18 protein-coding genes are annotated in these 15,301 nt (G+C 64.9%); 7 read left to right on the forward strand and 11 right to left on the reverse strand.

Annotated elements, in window-relative coordinates:
- Together purE and BLP10_RS17630 are read right to left on the reverse strand one after the other, a co-directional pair.
- Entirely contained in the window at nt 1-492 is a 492-nt protein-coding gene (gene purE, locus BLP10_RS17625; protein ID WP_091137519.1) for a 5-(carboxyamino)imidazole ribonucleotide mutase, read from the reverse strand.
- 111 nt (nt 493-603) lie between these two features.
- Complete coding sequence (locus tag BLP10_RS17630) at nt 604-804, reverse strand: YdcH family protein (protein WP_091137521.1); 201 nt, start codon at nt 802-804, stop codon at nt 604-606.
- A gap of 189 nt (nt 805-993) precedes the next feature.
- On the opposite strand from BLP10_RS17630, the gene BLP10_RS17635 reads away from it, so the two are divergent.
- Nucleotides 994-1,176 carry a YdcH family protein gene (locus BLP10_RS17635; protein ID WP_091137524.1) on the forward strand — a complete coding sequence of 61 codons (183 nt, stop codon included), beginning with the start codon at nt 994-996 and terminating at the stop codon, nt 1,174-1,176.
- A 75-nt stretch (nt 1,177-1,251) separates the two neighbouring features.
- Here the strand turns inward: BLP10_RS17635 and BLP10_RS17640 are convergent, their stop codons facing one another.
- The gene (locus BLP10_RS17640; protein WP_091137526.1) at nt 1,252-2,010 is read right to left on the reverse strand and encodes a sulfite exporter TauE/SafE family protein; all 759 of its coding nucleotides are present in this window, start codon (nt 2,008-2,010) and stop codon (nt 1,252-1,254) included.
- Between the two features lie 122 nt (nt 2,011-2,132).
- Between BLP10_RS17640 and BLP10_RS17645 the strand changes: the two genes are divergently transcribed.
- Together BLP10_RS17645 and BLP10_RS17650 are read left to right on the forward strand one after the other, a co-directional pair.
- A complete protein-coding gene (locus BLP10_RS17645) occupies nt 2,133-4,046 on the forward strand; it encodes a propionyl-CoA synthetase (protein WP_091137528.1) in 1,914 nt (637 codons plus the stop codon).
- 83 nt (nt 4,047-4,129) lie between these two features.
- Nucleotides 4,130-4,603 (forward strand): hypothetical protein, encoded by a 474-nt coding sequence (locus BLP10_RS17650; RefSeq protein WP_139165533.1) that lies wholly within the window; start codon nt 4,130-4,132, stop codon nt 4,601-4,603.
- Between the two features lie 34 nt (nt 4,604-4,637).
- Here BLP10_RS17650 and BLP10_RS17655 read toward each other — a convergent pair whose 3' ends face one another.
- On the reverse strand, nt 4,638-5,354 hold the full coding sequence (locus tag BLP10_RS17655) for a DUF1013 domain-containing protein (protein ID WP_091137658.1): 717 nt from the start codon (nt 5,352-5,354) through the stop codon (nt 4,638-4,640).
- Nucleotides 5,355-5,697: 343 nt separating this feature from the next.
- Complete coding sequence (locus tag BLP10_RS17660; RefSeq protein WP_425286969.1) at nt 5,698-6,699, reverse strand: NAD(P)H-quinone oxidoreductase; 1,002 nt, start codon at nt 6,697-6,699, stop codon at nt 5,698-5,700.
- A 98-nt stretch (nt 6,700-6,797) separates the two neighbouring features.
- Here BLP10_RS17660 and BLP10_RS17665 point away from each other — a divergent pair, with 98 nt between their 5' ends.
- The gene (locus tag BLP10_RS17665) at nt 6,798-6,995 is read left to right on the forward strand and encodes a DUF1192 domain-containing protein (protein ID WP_091137536.1); all 198 of its coding nucleotides are present in this window, start codon (nt 6,798-6,800) and stop codon (nt 6,993-6,995) included.
- Between the two features lie 273 nt (nt 6,996-7,268).
- Entirely contained in the window at nt 7,269-7,802 is a 534-nt protein-coding gene (gene rcdA, locus BLP10_RS17670; RefSeq protein WP_091137538.1) for a protease adaptor protein RcdA, read from the forward strand.
- Between the two features lie 270 nt (nt 7,803-8,072).
- On the opposite strand, the gene rpmE is transcribed toward rcdA, so the two are convergent.
- The gene (gene rpmE / locus BLP10_RS17675; protein ID WP_175493957.1) at nt 8,073-8,306 is read right to left on the reverse strand and encodes a 50S ribosomal protein L31; all 234 of its coding nucleotides are present in this window, start codon (nt 8,304-8,306) and stop codon (nt 8,073-8,075) included.
- Between the two features lie 253 nt (nt 8,307-8,559).
- Here rpmE and BLP10_RS17680 point away from each other — a divergent pair, with 253 nt between their 5' ends.
- Together BLP10_RS17680 and BLP10_RS17685 are read left to right on the forward strand one after the other, a co-directional pair.
- Nucleotides 8,560-10,359, forward strand: a complete 1,800-nt coding sequence (locus BLP10_RS17680) for an ABC transporter transmembrane domain-containing protein (RefSeq protein WP_091137543.1) — start codon at nt 8,560-8,562, stop codon at nt 10,357-10,359.
- 89 nt (nt 10,360-10,448) lie between these two features.
- Nucleotides 10,449-10,628 carry a DUF3606 domain-containing protein gene (locus BLP10_RS17685; protein WP_091137545.1) on the forward strand — a complete coding sequence of 60 codons (180 nt, stop codon included), beginning with the start codon at nt 10,449-10,451 and terminating at the stop codon, nt 10,626-10,628.
- Nucleotides 10,629-10,636: 8 nt separating this feature from the next.
- Here the strand turns inward: BLP10_RS17685 and BLP10_RS17690 are convergent, their stop codons facing one another.
- The 5 genes from BLP10_RS17690 to BLP10_RS17710 form a co-directional block, all read right to left on the reverse strand.
- Nucleotides 10,637-11,665 carry a peptidoglycan -binding protein gene (locus BLP10_RS17690; protein ID WP_091137548.1) on the reverse strand — a complete coding sequence of 343 codons (1,029 nt, stop codon included), beginning with the start codon at nt 11,663-11,665 and terminating at the stop codon, nt 10,637-10,639.
- Nucleotides 11,665-12,624 (reverse strand): MotA/TolQ/ExbB proton channel family protein, encoded by a 960-nt coding sequence (locus tag BLP10_RS17695; RefSeq protein ID WP_091137551.1) that lies wholly within the window; start codon nt 12,622-12,624, stop codon nt 11,665-11,667. The genes BLP10_RS17690 and BLP10_RS17695 overlap by 1 nt, the downstream gene beginning before the upstream one ends.
- 115 nt (nt 12,625-12,739) lie before the next feature.
- Nucleotides 12,740-13,534 carry an inositol monophosphatase family protein gene (locus BLP10_RS17700; RefSeq protein WP_091137553.1) on the reverse strand — a complete coding sequence of 265 codons (795 nt, stop codon included), beginning with the start codon at nt 13,532-13,534 and terminating at the stop codon, nt 12,740-12,742.
- A 185-nt stretch (nt 13,535-13,719) separates the two neighbouring features.
- Nucleotides 13,720-14,616: a tetratricopeptide repeat protein gene (locus BLP10_RS17705; protein ID WP_091137555.1), complete on the reverse strand. Its 897-nt coding sequence runs from the start codon at nt 14,614-14,616 to the stop codon at nt 13,720-13,722.
- Nucleotides 14,616-15,266, reverse strand: coding sequence for a thiamine phosphate synthase (locus tag BLP10_RS17710; RefSeq protein WP_091137661.1), 651 nt, complete (start codon nt 15,264-15,266; stop codon nt 14,616-14,618). Before BLP10_RS17710 ends, BLP10_RS17705 begins: the two co-directional genes overlap by 1 nt.
- Nucleotides 15,267-15,301 lie beyond the last annotated feature (35 nt).

Here is a 15,301-nt window from a genome sequence, read left to right on the forward strand (position 1 = left end):
TTAGCCTTCGTCGGAGGGGCGCTCAGCCACGCTGTCGCTCTGGCGCTTGCGCCAGGCGTCGAGCCGTTCAGCCAGAGCAGGATCTTGCAGGGCGAGCACGGCGGCGGAGAGAAGCGCCGCGTTCACGGCGCCGGCCCGGCCGATGGCAAGCGTACCTACGGGAATGCCCGCAGGCATCTGCACGATGGAGAGCAGGCTGTCCTGGCCGGACAGGGCCTTCGATTCCACCGGCACGCCGAAGACGGGGAGGGGGGTCATGGAGGCGGCCATGCCGGGAAGGTGGGCCGCGCCGCCCGCGCCCGCGATGATCACCTGAAAGCCTTCCGCCTTGGCGCCCTTGGCGAAGGCCACGAGACGGTCCGGCGTGCGGTGGGCGGAAACGATGCGGGCGTCGTAGGCGATGCCGAGGGCATCCAGGGTTTCGGCCGCATGGCGCATGGTCGCCCAGTCCGATTGACTGCCCATGATGATGGCAACGGGGGCTTGCGCCATGACATGCTCCGGCTTTCAGCGCCTAAGGGAGAGCCGGACATAGCGAAGGCGCTCAACTCAGGCAAGCATCCGGTGAGGAAAGCCAGGGCTTTTGGACGAAGACTTGGCCTCTCAGGCGATGATATCGGGGGTGAGCTGGTCTTCCAGCCGGATGATCTGGTCCTTCAGGGCGAGCTTGCGCTTTTTCAGGCGCTGGAGCTGGAGCTGGTCCCCGGCGATCATGCTCTCGAGGGCGTCGATGGCCATGTCGAGGTCGCGGTGCTCCTGCTTGAGGCGCGCCAATTCAGTTTCCAGTTCAGCCTGCTCGGTCATGAAAAATCGATCCAGATATCCGTGCTTTAGGAGAGCCCGGCAAGAGCGCGGGATTATGCGCGCAACCCCCCTCCAGGGCAAGACGAGGGCCGCATCTTCATCTCGCGATTTTGTGGGTTTTTGCCTTCGACTCGCCACACTATGTCTGGCAAACTATCTCCTGTCAGTAATCAGACAGGAGGAACTGACATGCCGCTGCAGAACCATCTGATGGAACTCGAACGGAAGCATCGGGCTCTCGAGCGCGAGATCCAGGATGCCCTCAACAGGCCATCCATGGACGACACCAGGCTCGCAGAGCTGAAGCGGAAAAAACTCCAGCTGAAAGATGAGATTACCCGGCTGAGAAGCTCAGATACGGCGGTGCATTAAAGGCCATCTCCCCCTTATCCCCACACAAAGCCGTCGCCTCCTTTCAAGGAGCGGCGGCTTTTCCTTGAGGAAGGCTCAGACGAGCGCAGACGCGCCGTCATAGACGAGCTTTCCGCCGACCAGCACCAGCAGCACATAGACGGCTGTATAGAAGCTCTGGCCCGACACGCGCCGCACCAGCAGCACGCCTGCCCAGGTGGAGGCGATGGCGACCGGAAAGAGCGCGGTCGCCGTGCCGAGGTTCTCGGCCGTGAACTGGCCAAGCGCCACATAGGGCGGCACCTTGATCCAGTTGATGATCCCGAACACGATGGCGCCCGTGCCGACGAAGACATCCCGCGGCAGTTTCTGCGGCATCACATAGATCTGGAAGGGCGGTCCGCCCGCGTGGGCGATCATGCTGGTAAAGCCCGTCACCCAGCCCCAGAAGAGCCCGCGCGACGTGTCCGCCGAGGCTGCCTCCGGCGGCGTGGCGCTGCGCTCCACCGCCATCCGGCGAATGGCGAAGCCGATGGAGATCACGCCCACGGCGAGCTTGATCGCCGCATCGGACACCTGCGCCGCCAGCAGGTACCCCATGAGGATGCCAAGCGTCGCGCCCGCCACCAAGAGCGCCACGTTGCGCTTGTCCCAGGTGTGCCGGTAGGCCCAGACGGACACCACGTCCTGCACGATGAGAATCGGCAGCGTGATCGCCGCCGCCTGCACCGGTGAGACCACCAGCGCCATCAGGGGCAGGGAGAGAAGCCCAAGCCCCGAGAAGCCGCCTTTGGCCAAGCCCATGAGCGTCACGGCCGGGATGGCGGCGGCATAGAAGAGCGGGTCGGTGATCATCGGAAACCTTGAGAACTCGCCGAAAGTCGACTGGCCGAAAGTCTCCGCTGACCATGGCCCCGTTGCCTGCTACCACAACGGCAAACGCAAGTCTCATGCGGTGACAGCAAGGGGGAAACGCCATGTCATCAACCCAAAGCCGCTATCATGAGGTTTACGCCCGCTGGAAATCGGATCCGGTAGGGTTCTGGCGCGAGGCCGCGCGCGAGATCGACTGGATCAAGCCCGCCGGGACGGTCTTCAATCCGCAATCGGGCGCCTATGGACGCTGGTTCGAGGGCGCGGAGTGCAACACGTGCTACAATGCGGTCGACCGTCACGCCGCGACGCGGGGCGATCAGGCGGCGATCGTCTACGACAGCCCTGTCACTCAGTCGAAGCGCAGCATCACTTATGCCGAATTGCAGGACGAAGTGGCGACGCTTGCCGCCGTGCTGCAGGACATGGGTGTTACGAAAGGCGACCGCGTCATCATCTACATGCCGATGATCCCGGAGGCCGCATTCGCGATGCTGGCCTGCGCGCGCATCGGTGCAATCCATTCCGTGGTGTTCGGCGGCTTCGCGGCGAAGGAACTCGCAACGCGCATCGACGACGCGAAGCCGAAGATCATTCTCTCCGCCTCATGCGGCATCGAAGGCGCGAAGGTGGTGCCTTACAAGCCGCTGCTCGACGAGGCGATTCAGCTTGCGTCGACAAAACCGGATGCATGCCTGATCTATCAGCGTCCGCAGCTCGAATGCTCGCGCATCGAGGGCCGCGATCTCGACTGGGCGAAGGAAACCGCTAGGGCGAAAGCCGCGGGCGAGAAAGCGGAGTGCGTGCCCGTTGCCGCAACCGATCCGCTCTACGTGCTCTACACCTCCGGCACCACCGGCAAGCCGAAGGGCGTGGTGCGCGACAACGGCGGCCACATGGTCGCGCTCAAATGGAGCATGAGCAACTTCTTCGGCGTGAAGCCCGGCGAAGTGTTCTGGGCCGCATCCGATGTGGGCTGGGTCGTCGGCCATTCCTACATCGTCTATGCGCCTCTGCTGCATGGCTGCACCGCCATTCTCTATGAGGGCAAGCCTGTGGGCACGCCGGATGCAGGCGCCTATTGGCGCGTGATTTCCGATCATGGCGCCGTGACGCTGTTCACAGCGCCGACGGCCTTCCGGGCGATCAAGAAAGAGGATTCGAAAGCCGAGCTTCTCGGGAAATACGACATCTCCTCGCTTCGCGCCCTGTTCCTCGCAGGCGAGCGCGCCGATCCCGATACGGTCAAATGGGCCGAGGACATTCTGCGCGTGCCGGTGATCGACCATTGGTGGCAGACGGAAACCGGCTGGCCGGTGGTCGGCAACCCGCTGGGCCTCGGTGCGCTGCCGGTCAAGCACGGGTCCCCCACGGTGCCGCTGCCGGGCTACACCGTCGAAGTGCTGGATGAAGGCGGCAAGCCGGTTCCGCCAGGCGCCATGGGCAGCATCGTGATCAAGCTGCCGCTGCCTCCCGGCGCGCTGCCGACGCTCTGGCAGGCGGACGAGCGCTTCAAGGAATCCTATCTCTCCGCCTATCCCGGCTATTACAACACGTCGGACGCGGGTTACATCGACGAGGACGGCTATGTCTGGGTCATGGGCCGCACGGACGACATCATCAACGTGGCGGGCCATCGCCTCTCCACGGGCGGCATGGAGGAGGTCCTGGCCTCTCATCCGGCGGTTGCCGAATGCGCGGTGATCGGCGTGAAGGATGCGCTGAAGGGCGAGGTGCCCTGCGGCTTCGTGGTGCTGAAATCCAGCGCGCAGCAATCGGCTGCCGAGATCGAAAAAGAGCTCGTCGGACTCGTGCGCGAAAAGATCGGCCCCGTCGCCGCCTTCAAGCTCGCCATCACCGTGCCGCGCCTGCCGAAAACGCGCTCCGGCAAGATCCTGCGCGGCACCATGAAGAAGATCGCCGACGGCGATCAATGGAGCATGCCGGCGACAATCGACGACCCGCTGATCCTGGACGAGATCGGTGATGTACTGAAGAGCAGGGGCGTGGTGGGATAGGCTCGATGCTGCTCTCTATCTTAAGGCCTCTCTTGGCTCGCTCTAAGTCAAGAGATCAAAGCTCGCGGCAGGATGGCACCCCTGTGTCCCGTCTCCGCTTCGAGAAACTCAATAAAGATTGGAACGCGGAGCCGAATGCACCTGACCCGCAGATCTCGATTTCAGGGTCCGATGTCCTGCTCACGTTCTTTCTCAATCATCAGCTATTCAAGCAGTTTGATGAGGAAGAAATCGGGATTATCCGATTCACTAATTGCACCAGCTATCGGCTCGGTGGAACAAACGACGAAGGCTGGTATCGAGGGCAGTGCCGCTATAGCAAGATCGCGCCAGAGTGGGGTGAGTTTTACGAGATCCATGGCGATGACCCATTTCGGGATAGTCCAACTGACTGGGTCCAGATCTCATCGGAGAAGAGCGCCTCAAGGCATTTTCTTTTTTATCTCCGCGACCATACTTGTGAAGCGATCGCGGATGGTTGTGTCCTTGAAGACGACCCGCGCAACGCTTTGCTGAGAGTGGCAGGTTTACGTCTTCGCCAGGACAGAACCGGATAAACAAAAAGGCCCGGATCGCTCCGGGCCTTTTGTCTTACTCTTCCTCGTCGTCGGAGCGCCGCAGCTGCTTGAGCTTGGCGAAGACCGAATTGACGTCGATGCTTTCTTCCTGCGGCTTCGGGCGGCTCATGTCGGCGAAGGGCTCGTCGTGAGCGGGCTCGGCGGTGGAGATTTCGGCCGGCATCAGGGTGCCGCCCTGATCCTGCGGCTCCACGTGCGGACGGTCCTTGGCGGCGCGCTGCACTTCGAAGTCCAGGTCGATCTGGGAGCAGAGGCCAAGCGTCACCGGGTCCATGGGCGAGAGGCTCGCGGAGTTCCAGTGGGTGCGGTCGCGGACCTGCTGGATCGTGGTCTTGGTGGTGCCCACGAGGCGCATGATCTGCGCGTCCTTGAGCTCCGGGTGGTTGCGGACGAGCCAGAGGATCGCGTTGGGACGGTCGTGGCGGCGCGACACGGGGGTGTAGCGCGGACCCTTCTTGACCCGCTTCTGCTCAGGCAGCTTCACGCGCGATTCGGCGAGGCGCAGGCGGTGGCTGGAGTTCTCCTGGGCCTTCTCGATCTCCTCGCGGGTCAGCTGGCCCGTGGTGATCGGGTCGAGGCCCTTGATGCCTGCCGCGACTTCGCCGTCCGCGATGCCCTTCACCTCGAGCGGGTGGAGCTTGCAGAAATCGGCGATCTGGTCGAACGACAGGGATGTATTCTCGACGAGCCAAACGGCTGTCGCCTTCGGCATCAACGGTCCCTGGGACATGGGGCGAACCTCCTTGGAGCCGGGCACCGGACATCGGCGCCGCACGGCAAAACTCTCTTGCGCTCCGAACCGGCCCGGACCGGAGCATCTCGTCTCACGTTGTGAGGGAAACGGGATGATTATAGGGAGCGCGGGGCGATGTTGCAAACTTTTACGCATCGGTTTCGCAAGGGAAGGGCAAGCCCGACGCTCTTGGACCCCCCGAAAAGCACCGCCCTCATCCTGAGGAGGATTGCGTCAGCAATCCGTCTCGAAGAAGGTTCCAATGCTCTCTGGAGCCTCCTTCGAGACGCCGCTTCGCGGCTCCTCAGGATGAGGGCGGAGAATGGTTTGCAAGGGTCCTCTAGAGCAGCAGAACGATCTTCCCGATATGCTCGCCCCCATCCATGCGGGCATGGGCCTTGGCGACGTCTTCGAGCGCAAAGGTTGAGTCCATCACGGGTTTGCAGCGCCCCTCGGCCAGCAGAGGCAGCACCTGGGTTTCGAGGCCCTGGGCGATGGCGGCCTTCTCGGCGACGGAGCGGGAGCGCAGGGTCGAGCCCGTATGGGTCAGGCGTTTGAGCATGAGGCGGCGGAAGTCCAGCTCGACCTTCGACCCTTTCAGGAAGGCGATCTGGACGATGCGCCCGTCCTGAGCCGCGGCCTCGTGATTGCGGGGGATGTAGTCGCCGCCCACCATGTCGAGGATCACGTCCGCGCCCCGACCGTCCGTGAATTCCTTCACCGCCGCGACGAAATCCTCCGAGCGGTAATTGACCGCCACATCCGCTCCGATCCGCAGGCAGGCCTCGCACTTCTCGGCGCTGCCCGCCGTGGCAACGACCTTGGCGCCGAAAGCCTTGGCGAGCTGGATCGCCGTGGTGCCGATGCCCGATGATCCGCCATGGACCAGCAGGGTTTCGCCGGATTTGAGGCCGCCGCGCTCGAACACGTTGGTCCAGACGGTGAAGTAGGTCTCAGGGATCGCACCGGCTTCCTCGAAGGACATATCGTCGGGGATGGGCAGCGCGTTGCTTTCATGGACCACGACATAGTCGGCATAAGCGCCGCCGGCGACCAGGGCCATGACCCGGGCGCCTGCCGGAAAGCGGTTGGCGTTCGGGTCCGAGCCCACCACCTCGCCCGCGAGCTCGAGGCCGAGGATGTCCGATGCGCCGGGAGGAGGGGGGTAGCCGCCCTGGCGCTGAATCACGTCCGGGCGGTTGACGCCCGCGGCCTTGACCCGCACGAGGATCTCGCCCTCTCCGGGCTGGGGAACCGGCCGCTCGACCACTTTGAGGACATCGGGGCCGCCGCTGCCCTCGGCAATGACGGCGCGCATCACGCCTGGAATCGGCTCCATAATTTCCCTCCTTTGGTCAAGCTCCGCCCATATAGGGCAAAGTTGGCAAGGAGTGCATGCCGGATTAACGTTCAGGGACATCTCTTAAGGAGGAGAATGCCATGGCCTTCGATCCTTTCGCCGACGAGCCGCGGGCCCCACTGGGCGTCCATGAGATCGGCCAGGACCTGTCGATGCTTTCCGTCGATGAGCTCGATGAGCGCATTGGATTGCTGGAGAAGGAAATCGCCCGCCTGAAGGAGGCGAAATCCGCCAAGGAGAATTCCCGCGCCGCCGCCAGCGCGTTCTTCAAGCTCTGACAAGGTTAACCCGTTCTTAAGGATTCGGGGCGCCTCATGAGGGCGTCCGGTCTTCTCCCACCGGACGCCAGGAGTGGTTCTTCCTCCCACTCCGTTAGACGCCTCCCTGTTGGACCTTCGAGCCGCTCTGGCGGCTCGCTTTTTGTGGCGGATCCCGCATTTAACCTTAAGAAGAGGTTACCAGCGCATCCTCTCGAAGCCCGTTCTATATTCCCCTCCGACACATGAACATTTCCTGGCCTTTCGCCGGGCAACGCCGTGGGAGACGGTCTCTTGAACGAGCCCGACGTGATCAAACTTGAGGTCGATCCTGTCCGCTTCGGGCAGAGCTTTGTGGGGTCCGAGGCCTTCACCGCTCTGTTCCAGGAGGGAATGGAGCTGGTCGAGGAAACGGCCGCTTATCTCGATGGGCAGGGCCGCGAGGAATCGCGCCTGCTCCAGCGCGAGGCGAGCATCGCCTATGCCAGCGAGAGCATGCGCCTGACGACCCGCCTCATGCAGATCGCCTCCTGGCTCCTCCTGCAGCGCGCCGTGGCCGAAGGCGAGATCACGCCCGATCAGGCCCAGGCCGAGAAGGCCCGCGTGCGCCTGAACTCTCAGGAAACCGCCACGACCCTGGTGGAATACGAGGCCCTCCCGGCGCGCCTGCGCGACCTGATCGGCCTTGCGACCCGCCTCCATGCCCGCATCCTGCATCTCGACCGCCTTCTCGCGGAGGCGGTGATCGCGCCGCCCCAGCCCCAGGGCGAGAACCCCGTAGCGGCCCAGCTCAGTCTGCTCCAGCAGGCCTTCGCTCCGGCGGAGTAGGGCAGGTTTGAGGCAGCTTGGATAAGAGATCTATCATGCGAACGGCAGAGGCTAATGAGCCATCTGAAGATGCTGAGAGCAGAATTGCAGCACTAGAGATTCAAGTCATGGACCTTGAGTTCGAGGCGAATTTTTACCGCTGGGCAAGCTTCATAGTAGCTCTGCTTGTTCTAGAGAGAATATGGGATCGCTGGTTCTAGAAATTGGGCAATAAAAAAGCCCCGCTTTCGCGGGGCTTTTTCTTTTCCGTGTGAAGCTCCGGAAGCCGGATTACTTCTTGGCGCCCAGGTTGCCGAAGCGCGAGGTGAAGCGCGACACGCGGCCACCGCGGTCGAGCAGCTGCTGCGTACCGCCGGTCCAGGCCGGATGGGTGTTCGGGTCGATGTCGAGGTTGAGGGTGTCGCCCTCTTTGCCATAGGTCGAGCGGGTCGTGTACTCGGTGCCGTTGGTCATGACCACCTTGATGAAGTGGTAGTCGGGGTGATCGGTTTCTTTGCGCGCCATTGCCATAGTCCTTCTTGCGGCCAGCCACATCTGGTCAGCCCGCAGCGTAAGATCGAGCCTGAATTGGTGATTGCGCGCCTATACCTTACTTAGAACCTTGAAACAAGCGGGGGCAAAGGTGTTAAACGGCTTCAGAGCATTTTTCGGCGAAACGGGTCCGTTGCGCCGTCGAAATTGAGGCACCTCAATGAAAAGAGCCGATTCCAGTCCCATGGAATCGGCTTTGTCCGTCAATTGCTGAAATGAAGGCGCCATGGCCGATCTGCCGTCCGACCAACATCGTTCCAAAGCTGCGCTGAGCGCCCTGAAGCCGCTCATTCCCTACGGCCTTGCCTACAAGGGGCGGATCGCGGCGGCCTTGGCAGCGCTCACCATGGCCTCGGCCGCTACCCTCGTGGTGCCCGTCGCCGTGCGCCGGGTGGTGGATTTCGGGTTCTCGGACCAGGGACGGGCCTACATCGATGCCTATTTCGTCCTGCTCATCATCGTGGTGGGGGTGCTCGCCGTCTCCAGCGCCCTGCGCTACTACCTCGTCATCACGCTGGGCGAGCGGGTCGTGGCGGATCTGCGCTCCGCCGTGTTCCGGCACCTGACCTCCCTCGATCCCGCCTTCTTCGACCAGACCAAGAGCGGCGAGATCGTCTCGCGGCTCACCGCCGACACCACCCAGGTGAAGGCCGCCTTCGGGGTCAGCATCTCCATCGCTCTCCGCAATCTCTTCCTGTTCCTGGGTGCCGTGGTGCTGATGATCATCACCAGCCCGAAGCTCTCGGCCCTCGTGCTCCTCGCCATTCCGCTGATCGTGCTGCCCCTGGTGCTCTCGGGAAGAGCGGTGCGGCGGCGCTCGCGGGCGGCGCAGGACAGGCTCGCCGATGCCTCGGCCTATGCGGCAGAGGCCGTCGGGGCGGTCCGCACCATGCAGGCCTTCGGCATGGAAAGCCTCACCGCCTCCCGTTTCGCGCTTGCCGCCGAGGAGGCCTTCGACGCCGCGCGGCTGTCCACCACCATGCGCGCCTTCCTCACGGGCGCCGGCATCTTCATGGTGTCCGCAAGCGTGGTGGCCGTGCTCTGGTACGGGGCGCAGGACGTGCTGTCAGGCGCCATGACGGGCGGGCGGCTGTCGCAGTTCGTGCTCTATGCGGTCTTTGCCGCAAGCTCCCTCGGCCAGCTCTCGGAGGTCTACGGGGAATTGTCCCAGGCGGCGGGCGCGGCGGAGCGCCTCGGCGAGATCCTGGCGGCCAAGCCCGCCGTCAAGGCCCCGCAGAACCCTAAGGCTTTGCCCCAGCCCTCGCTCGGCACCGTGACCTTCCAGGACGTGCATTTCGCCTATCCCACCCGCTCGGAGCAGAGGGCCCTGCACGGCTTGAGCTTCACGGTCTCGCCGGGCGAGCGGGTCGCCATCGTCGGTCCCTCGGGGGCGGGCAAGAGCACGATCCTCCAGCTCCTGCTGCGCTTCTACGATCCTCAAACCGGCACGATCGAGGTCGATGGGGTGCCGATCACCGAGGCCGATCCGTTCTGCCTGCGCGCCCGGATGGCCCTGGTGCCGCAGGAGCCCACGATCTTCGCGACCAGCGTTCTCGACAATATCCGTTACGGACGCATGGAGGCCTCGGAGGACGAGGTGCGCCGCGCGGCGGAACTCGCCTCGGCCCATGGCTTCATCGAAGCCCTGCCGCAGGGCTACGCGACCATGATCGGCGAGCGCGGCGTCACGCTCTCCGGCGGCCAGCGCCAGCGCCTCGCCATCGCCCGCGCGATCCTGAAGGACGCGCCGATCCTGCTCCTCGACGAGGCCACCTCGGCCCTCGATGCCGAAAGCGAGCGCAAGGTGCAGGAGGCCCTCGACCGGCTGATGGAAGGCCGCACGACCCTCGTCATCGCCCACCGCCTCGCCACCGTGCGCTCCGCCGACCGCATCCTGGTGATGGACAAGGGCCGAATCGTCGAGGAGGGGACGCACGAGGCCCTGCTCGATCAGGGCGGCCTCTATGCGCGCCTCGCCCGGCTGCAGTTCACGGGTGCGCAGGAGCACGACGTCGCGGCTGAGTAGAGATGTCGCACCGAACCCGTCGGCTCATCCCGCCGTTGGCTTGAAGGCTGGCGCAGACCGGCCCTTCGGGCATTCGGGGAGATTCGGGAATGGCGGCGACCTTCAGACGGCATCCGCAGGATGCGCCCACCATCAATCTCCATGAGGATTGGGAGATGCGCTATTGGTCCGACAGATGGGGCGTCCCGCGCTGCCAGATCGTCGAGACCGTCAAGCGGGTCGGCGTAGGTGTGAAGAATGTCGCGCGCGCCCTCGGCAAGGACGCCTGACGATCACATCACCGCTCCGTCAGCTTCAGCTCGATGCGCCGGTTGCGCGCGTAGGCCTCTTCCGTCGTGCCGTTGTCGAGAGGCTGGAACTCGCCGAAGCCGGCGGCTACGAGGTGCTGGGGCTGCACGCCCCGGGCGATGAGCGCCTGGACCATCGCGATGGCGCGGGCCGAGGACAGCGCCCAGTTCGACGGGAATTGCGGGGTGTTGATGGGGCGCTGGTCCGTATGCCCGTCGACGCGGATCACCCAGGGAATATCCGGCGGAACCTGCTTTTCGAGTTCCACGAGGGCGCTGGCGATCCGGTCGAGCTCGGCGGAGGCCTCCGGGCGTAAGGTCGCCTGACCGGCGGGGAAGAGAACTTCCGATTGGAAAACGAAGCGGTCGCCGACGATGCGCACATCGGGGCGGTTGCCGAGGATCTGGCGCAGCCGCCCGAAGAAGTCGGAGCGGTAGCGCGCAAGCTCCTGCACGCGCTGGGCGAGCGCCACGTTGAGGCGGCTGCCGAGATCGGCGATGCGCGCCTGGCTTTCCCTGTCGCGGTTCTCCGAGGCCGCGAGGGCCTCTTCGAGAGCCGCGAGCTGGCGGCGCATGGCGGCGATCTGCTGATTGAGGATTTCCACCTGGCTCAAGGCGCGCCCTGTCGCCTGCTTCTCGGCCTCGAGGGCCGTGTTCAGCTCGCCGGCCTGGGCCTGGGCCGCACCGCCTGAATCCACCAGACCTTGCAGACGGGTCCGTTCGGCTTCCGCCGCGCGCAGCGTGGTCTGCAGGGAGGTCAGGCTCTCCTCGGCCGTGCGGCGGCCCGAGCGTTCGAGGGAGAGGAGGTCGGTCAGCTCAGCGATCTGACGGTTCAGCCGGTCGAGCACCGTGTCGCGACCGGAAAGCTCGCGGGACAGGAAGAACTGCCCGACCGTGAAGACCGAGATCAGGAAGATGATGGCCAGAAGCAGCGTGGACAGGGCGTCGACGAAGCCCGGCCAGTAATTGAGCTGTCCGCCCCGGCCGCGCCGGCGTCCTCCTGAGCTTGAGACCGGCATCAGGGCAGCCTTTCACGGGCGATGCGGTCGAGCACCTGCTTCAGCTCCTTCTCCCGGGTGGCCTGAGCCTCCACCCAGTCGCGGATCATCTGCTGTTCGGCGCGCATGTGCTGGACGAGGCCCTGCACGCCTTCCGCGAGGTTCGCCATGGCCTGCGTCGCCGCGCGTCCGCCTGCGCCGTCGTTCACGGCGGCGGTGAGGCGGTTGAGAGCCACCGTCAGGTCGTGCGGCGTTGTCGAGCGCGGCAGCGCCTCGCCGGGGGTGTCGGATGTGGTGGTGGCGAGCCAATCCTCCAGTTCGGTGTAGAACCGGTTCTGGGCCTGGCCGACCTGCAGATCGAGGAAGCCGAGGATGAGCGATCCGGCAAGGCCGAAGAGCGAGGCCGAGAAGGCAAGGCCCATTCCCTGGAGAGGGCCTGCGAGCGAGCTCTTCAACTCATCGAAGAGCACGGCCGTATCCTGGCCCGTGCGGAGTGAGCCGATGATGCGGCCCACGGAACCCACCGTCTCGATCAGGCCCCAGAAGGTGCCGAGGAGGCCCAGGAAAACCAGAAGACCCGCCATGTAGCGCAGGATTTCGCGGCTCTCGTCCAGGCGCGCGCCCACCGAGTCGAGCAGGGAGCGCATGGCCGCGATCGACACGGAATTGTCCGAGCGGTTGCTGATGAAGGAGGCCATGGGGGCGAGCAGCACCGGCGGGTTGGGAGCCACCAGCCCTTCCTCGGTCTGGCGCAGGGTGTTGACCCAGCGCACCTCGGGGAACAGGCGCGCGACCTGCCTGATGGCGAGGATGATGCCGACGGACATCACGCCCATGATCAGGGCGTTGAGCCCCGGGTTCGCCTGGAAGGCCTCCCAGATCTGCCGATAGAGGATGAAGGCGATGAACCCCGCCAAAACCAGAAAGACCGCCATGCGGATGAGATAGATCCGCGGTGGGGTAAGGGGTTGGTCCGCCATCGTTATCCTGTGCTCATGTGCTTCGGGACGGTCTAGTGTGACCGCCCCGCCGTGAAGGATCAAGCACGAGCATGACCTCACCCGAGGCCACGAACAGGAATATCGTATCCGGGAATCAGCCTTTGGCCTTCTTCAGCAGCTTCAGCAGTTCGCGGTGCATGTATTCATTGCCGCAGGAGATGGAGCCGGTGGCCATGGGGTTGGGGCCGCCGTCCGCATCGGAAACGAAGCCGCCGGCCTCGCGCACCATGAGGATTCCCGCCGACATGTCCCAGGAATTCAGGCCGCGCTCCCAATAGGCGTCGAAGCGGCCGCAGGCCACATAGGCAAGGTCGAGGGATGCCGCGCCCCAGCGGCGCATGCCGCCCGCATGGGCCATGACGGAGACGCATTCGCGCATGAAGAGGCCATGATCGCCCTTGCCGATATGCGGCAGGCCGCAGGCGATGACGGCTTCCGCCATCTCGTCGCGTCCGGCCACGCGGATGCGGCGGTTGTTGAGATAGGCGCCCTTGCCCTTCTCGGCGATGAAGAGTTCGTCCTTGGCGGGATCGTAGATCACGCCGGCCACGATCTGTCCGTCACGCTCCAGGCCGACGGAGATCGCGAATTGCGGCAGGCCGTGAAGGAAGTTCGTGGTGCCGTCGAGCGGATCGATGTGCCAGCGGTGGCTCGTATCCGTGCCGACGACGACGCCCTGCTCCTCCATGACGAAACCGTAGCCGGGGCGGGCTTTTTCGAGCGACTCGCGCAGGATCTTCTCCGCCTTGCGGTCGGCAGCGGACACAAAGTCGCCGGGCCCCTTGCGCGACACCTGCAGGTTTTCCACCTCGCCGAAGTCGCGCTTCAAGGAGCGCGAAGCCTTCATCACGGCATCGGTCATGACGGTCATGAGGGGCGAACGGATCATCGGGCTAAGTCCTGGCAAAGAGCGAAAGGCGAGCATTTTCCGGAAAAGTGGAGACCGGTTTTCCGTCCGAAAATGCGGTGGTTCAAAACTTCTGAGTGGTCGATGGACCACACGAGGGTTGGCGTCAAGCGGAGGATAACCGGGCGGGTACCCAAATGATCCCATGCTTGGGCGATTTCATGGGTTCACCGCATACCCAGCCGTTCGGCCGCAAGGCGCTCAGCGCGCTTGCGATCATCCGCGGAAAGGTCCTTCAGGGCGTTGTCGAGCCACTGATCGGTGAGGCCCTGGGCCGCCGCGAGGATATGCCAGGCCGCTGCATCGATCTTGTTGGCCGGAACGCCCCGCCCGGCCACGAGCAGGCGGGCCAGCCGGTTCTGCGCGATGGCGTTGCCCTTGGCGGCGGCGCGGCGGAAATAGCGGGCGGCCTGGGATTCCGAGGCCGTCACGCCTTCGCCGTTGAAGAGCAGGATGGCGTATTCCACCTCGCCCACCGAGCTGCCGTTCCGGGCAGCGCGCTCGAACAGGCGCGCGGCTTCCGAGGCGTTCTTGGCGACGCCGCGGCCCTGGAGATAGAGCACTCCGAGCGCATGCTGGGCATCGGGAATTTCCGCATCGGCCGCCTTGCGCAGAAGCTCGACGGCCTGCTCCAGATCCATGTCGGAGCCGCTGGTGAGCAGCAGCAGGGCCAGATTGTGGCTGGCGACCGCGCTGCCCTTGGCGGCGGCCTGCTCCAGCCAAGTCTTGCCTTTCACCGGATCCTTCTGCACGCCGCGCCCGTCGAGGTGCATGAGGCCGAGCGACGCCATGGCGTTGGCGTCGCCGCGCTGGGCGGCCAGCAGATACCACTCGGCGGCTTTCTTCGGATCGAGCGTGACCCCGAGGCCCTGGTTGTAGAGCTCTCCGAGCAGCGTCATGGCTGCCGCATCGTTCCGGTTCTTCTCCAGCCGCAGGGTCGCCTCGCGGAAAGCCGTCTGATAGAGGCCGCGCTGATAGGCGCCGTAGGCGGTATCGGGCTCGGCCGCCCGAACTCCTGAAATCGAGGCCAGCAGCAGCATGCCGCCGATCAGAGAGGCTCGCATCAACGCGACGCCTCCGTGCGCTCGAGGATCTCGGCCGCGGCCTTCACGCCTGCAGCCGGGCCGTCAGGATGGTTCCAGACCGCATCTCCGAGGGCGACGAACTCCGCCTGCGTCAGGCCGAGGGTCTCGACCGCCTCCAGGCTGGGCGCATAAGCCACGCAGGGCGTCTCGAAAATCTCGGCCCACCAGGCGGCGCGCTCGGCAACGCTCTCCAGGGAGGGGAGGGAACCGTCCCGGCGCGGCTCGCCGAAGAGCAGGTAATCGACGCCTGCCTCGCCGAGATTCATGGCGTCGTCCTTGGTGCGGATGTGGCCTGCGCCGAGGGCGCGCTCGGCTTTCAGGCGCTCGCGCAGCTCGCGGATCCGGGCGGGGTCCGCCCCGGAGACATGGGCTCCGTCCGCGCCGCCGCGCACGGCCACATTGGCGATGTCGGCCTCGCTGTCCGTCGCCACGATCAGCGCCGCGCCGTGGTCCTGGGCGGAGGGGGCTATCGCCTTCACCAGGTTGATGAGGCCGCGTTCATCGGCCCCTGCGAGACGCAGCAGCACGGCGGCCACGGCCCCGCCCTTGCAGGCCTCGGCCAGCTTGGGCGCGAAGGAGGCGTCCTCCACGACGGGGGTGATGAGATAAAGGCGGGCGGAGTCGGACATCGGGCAGAAACTCGAAAAGCGAAAGACAGGTATCC

Origin of the sequence: Microvirga guangxiensis (genome assembly GCF_900102135.1) — a bacterium.
Lineage (GTDB): Bacteria > Pseudomonadota > Alphaproteobacteria > Rhizobiales > Beijerinckiaceae > Microvirga > Microvirga guangxiensis.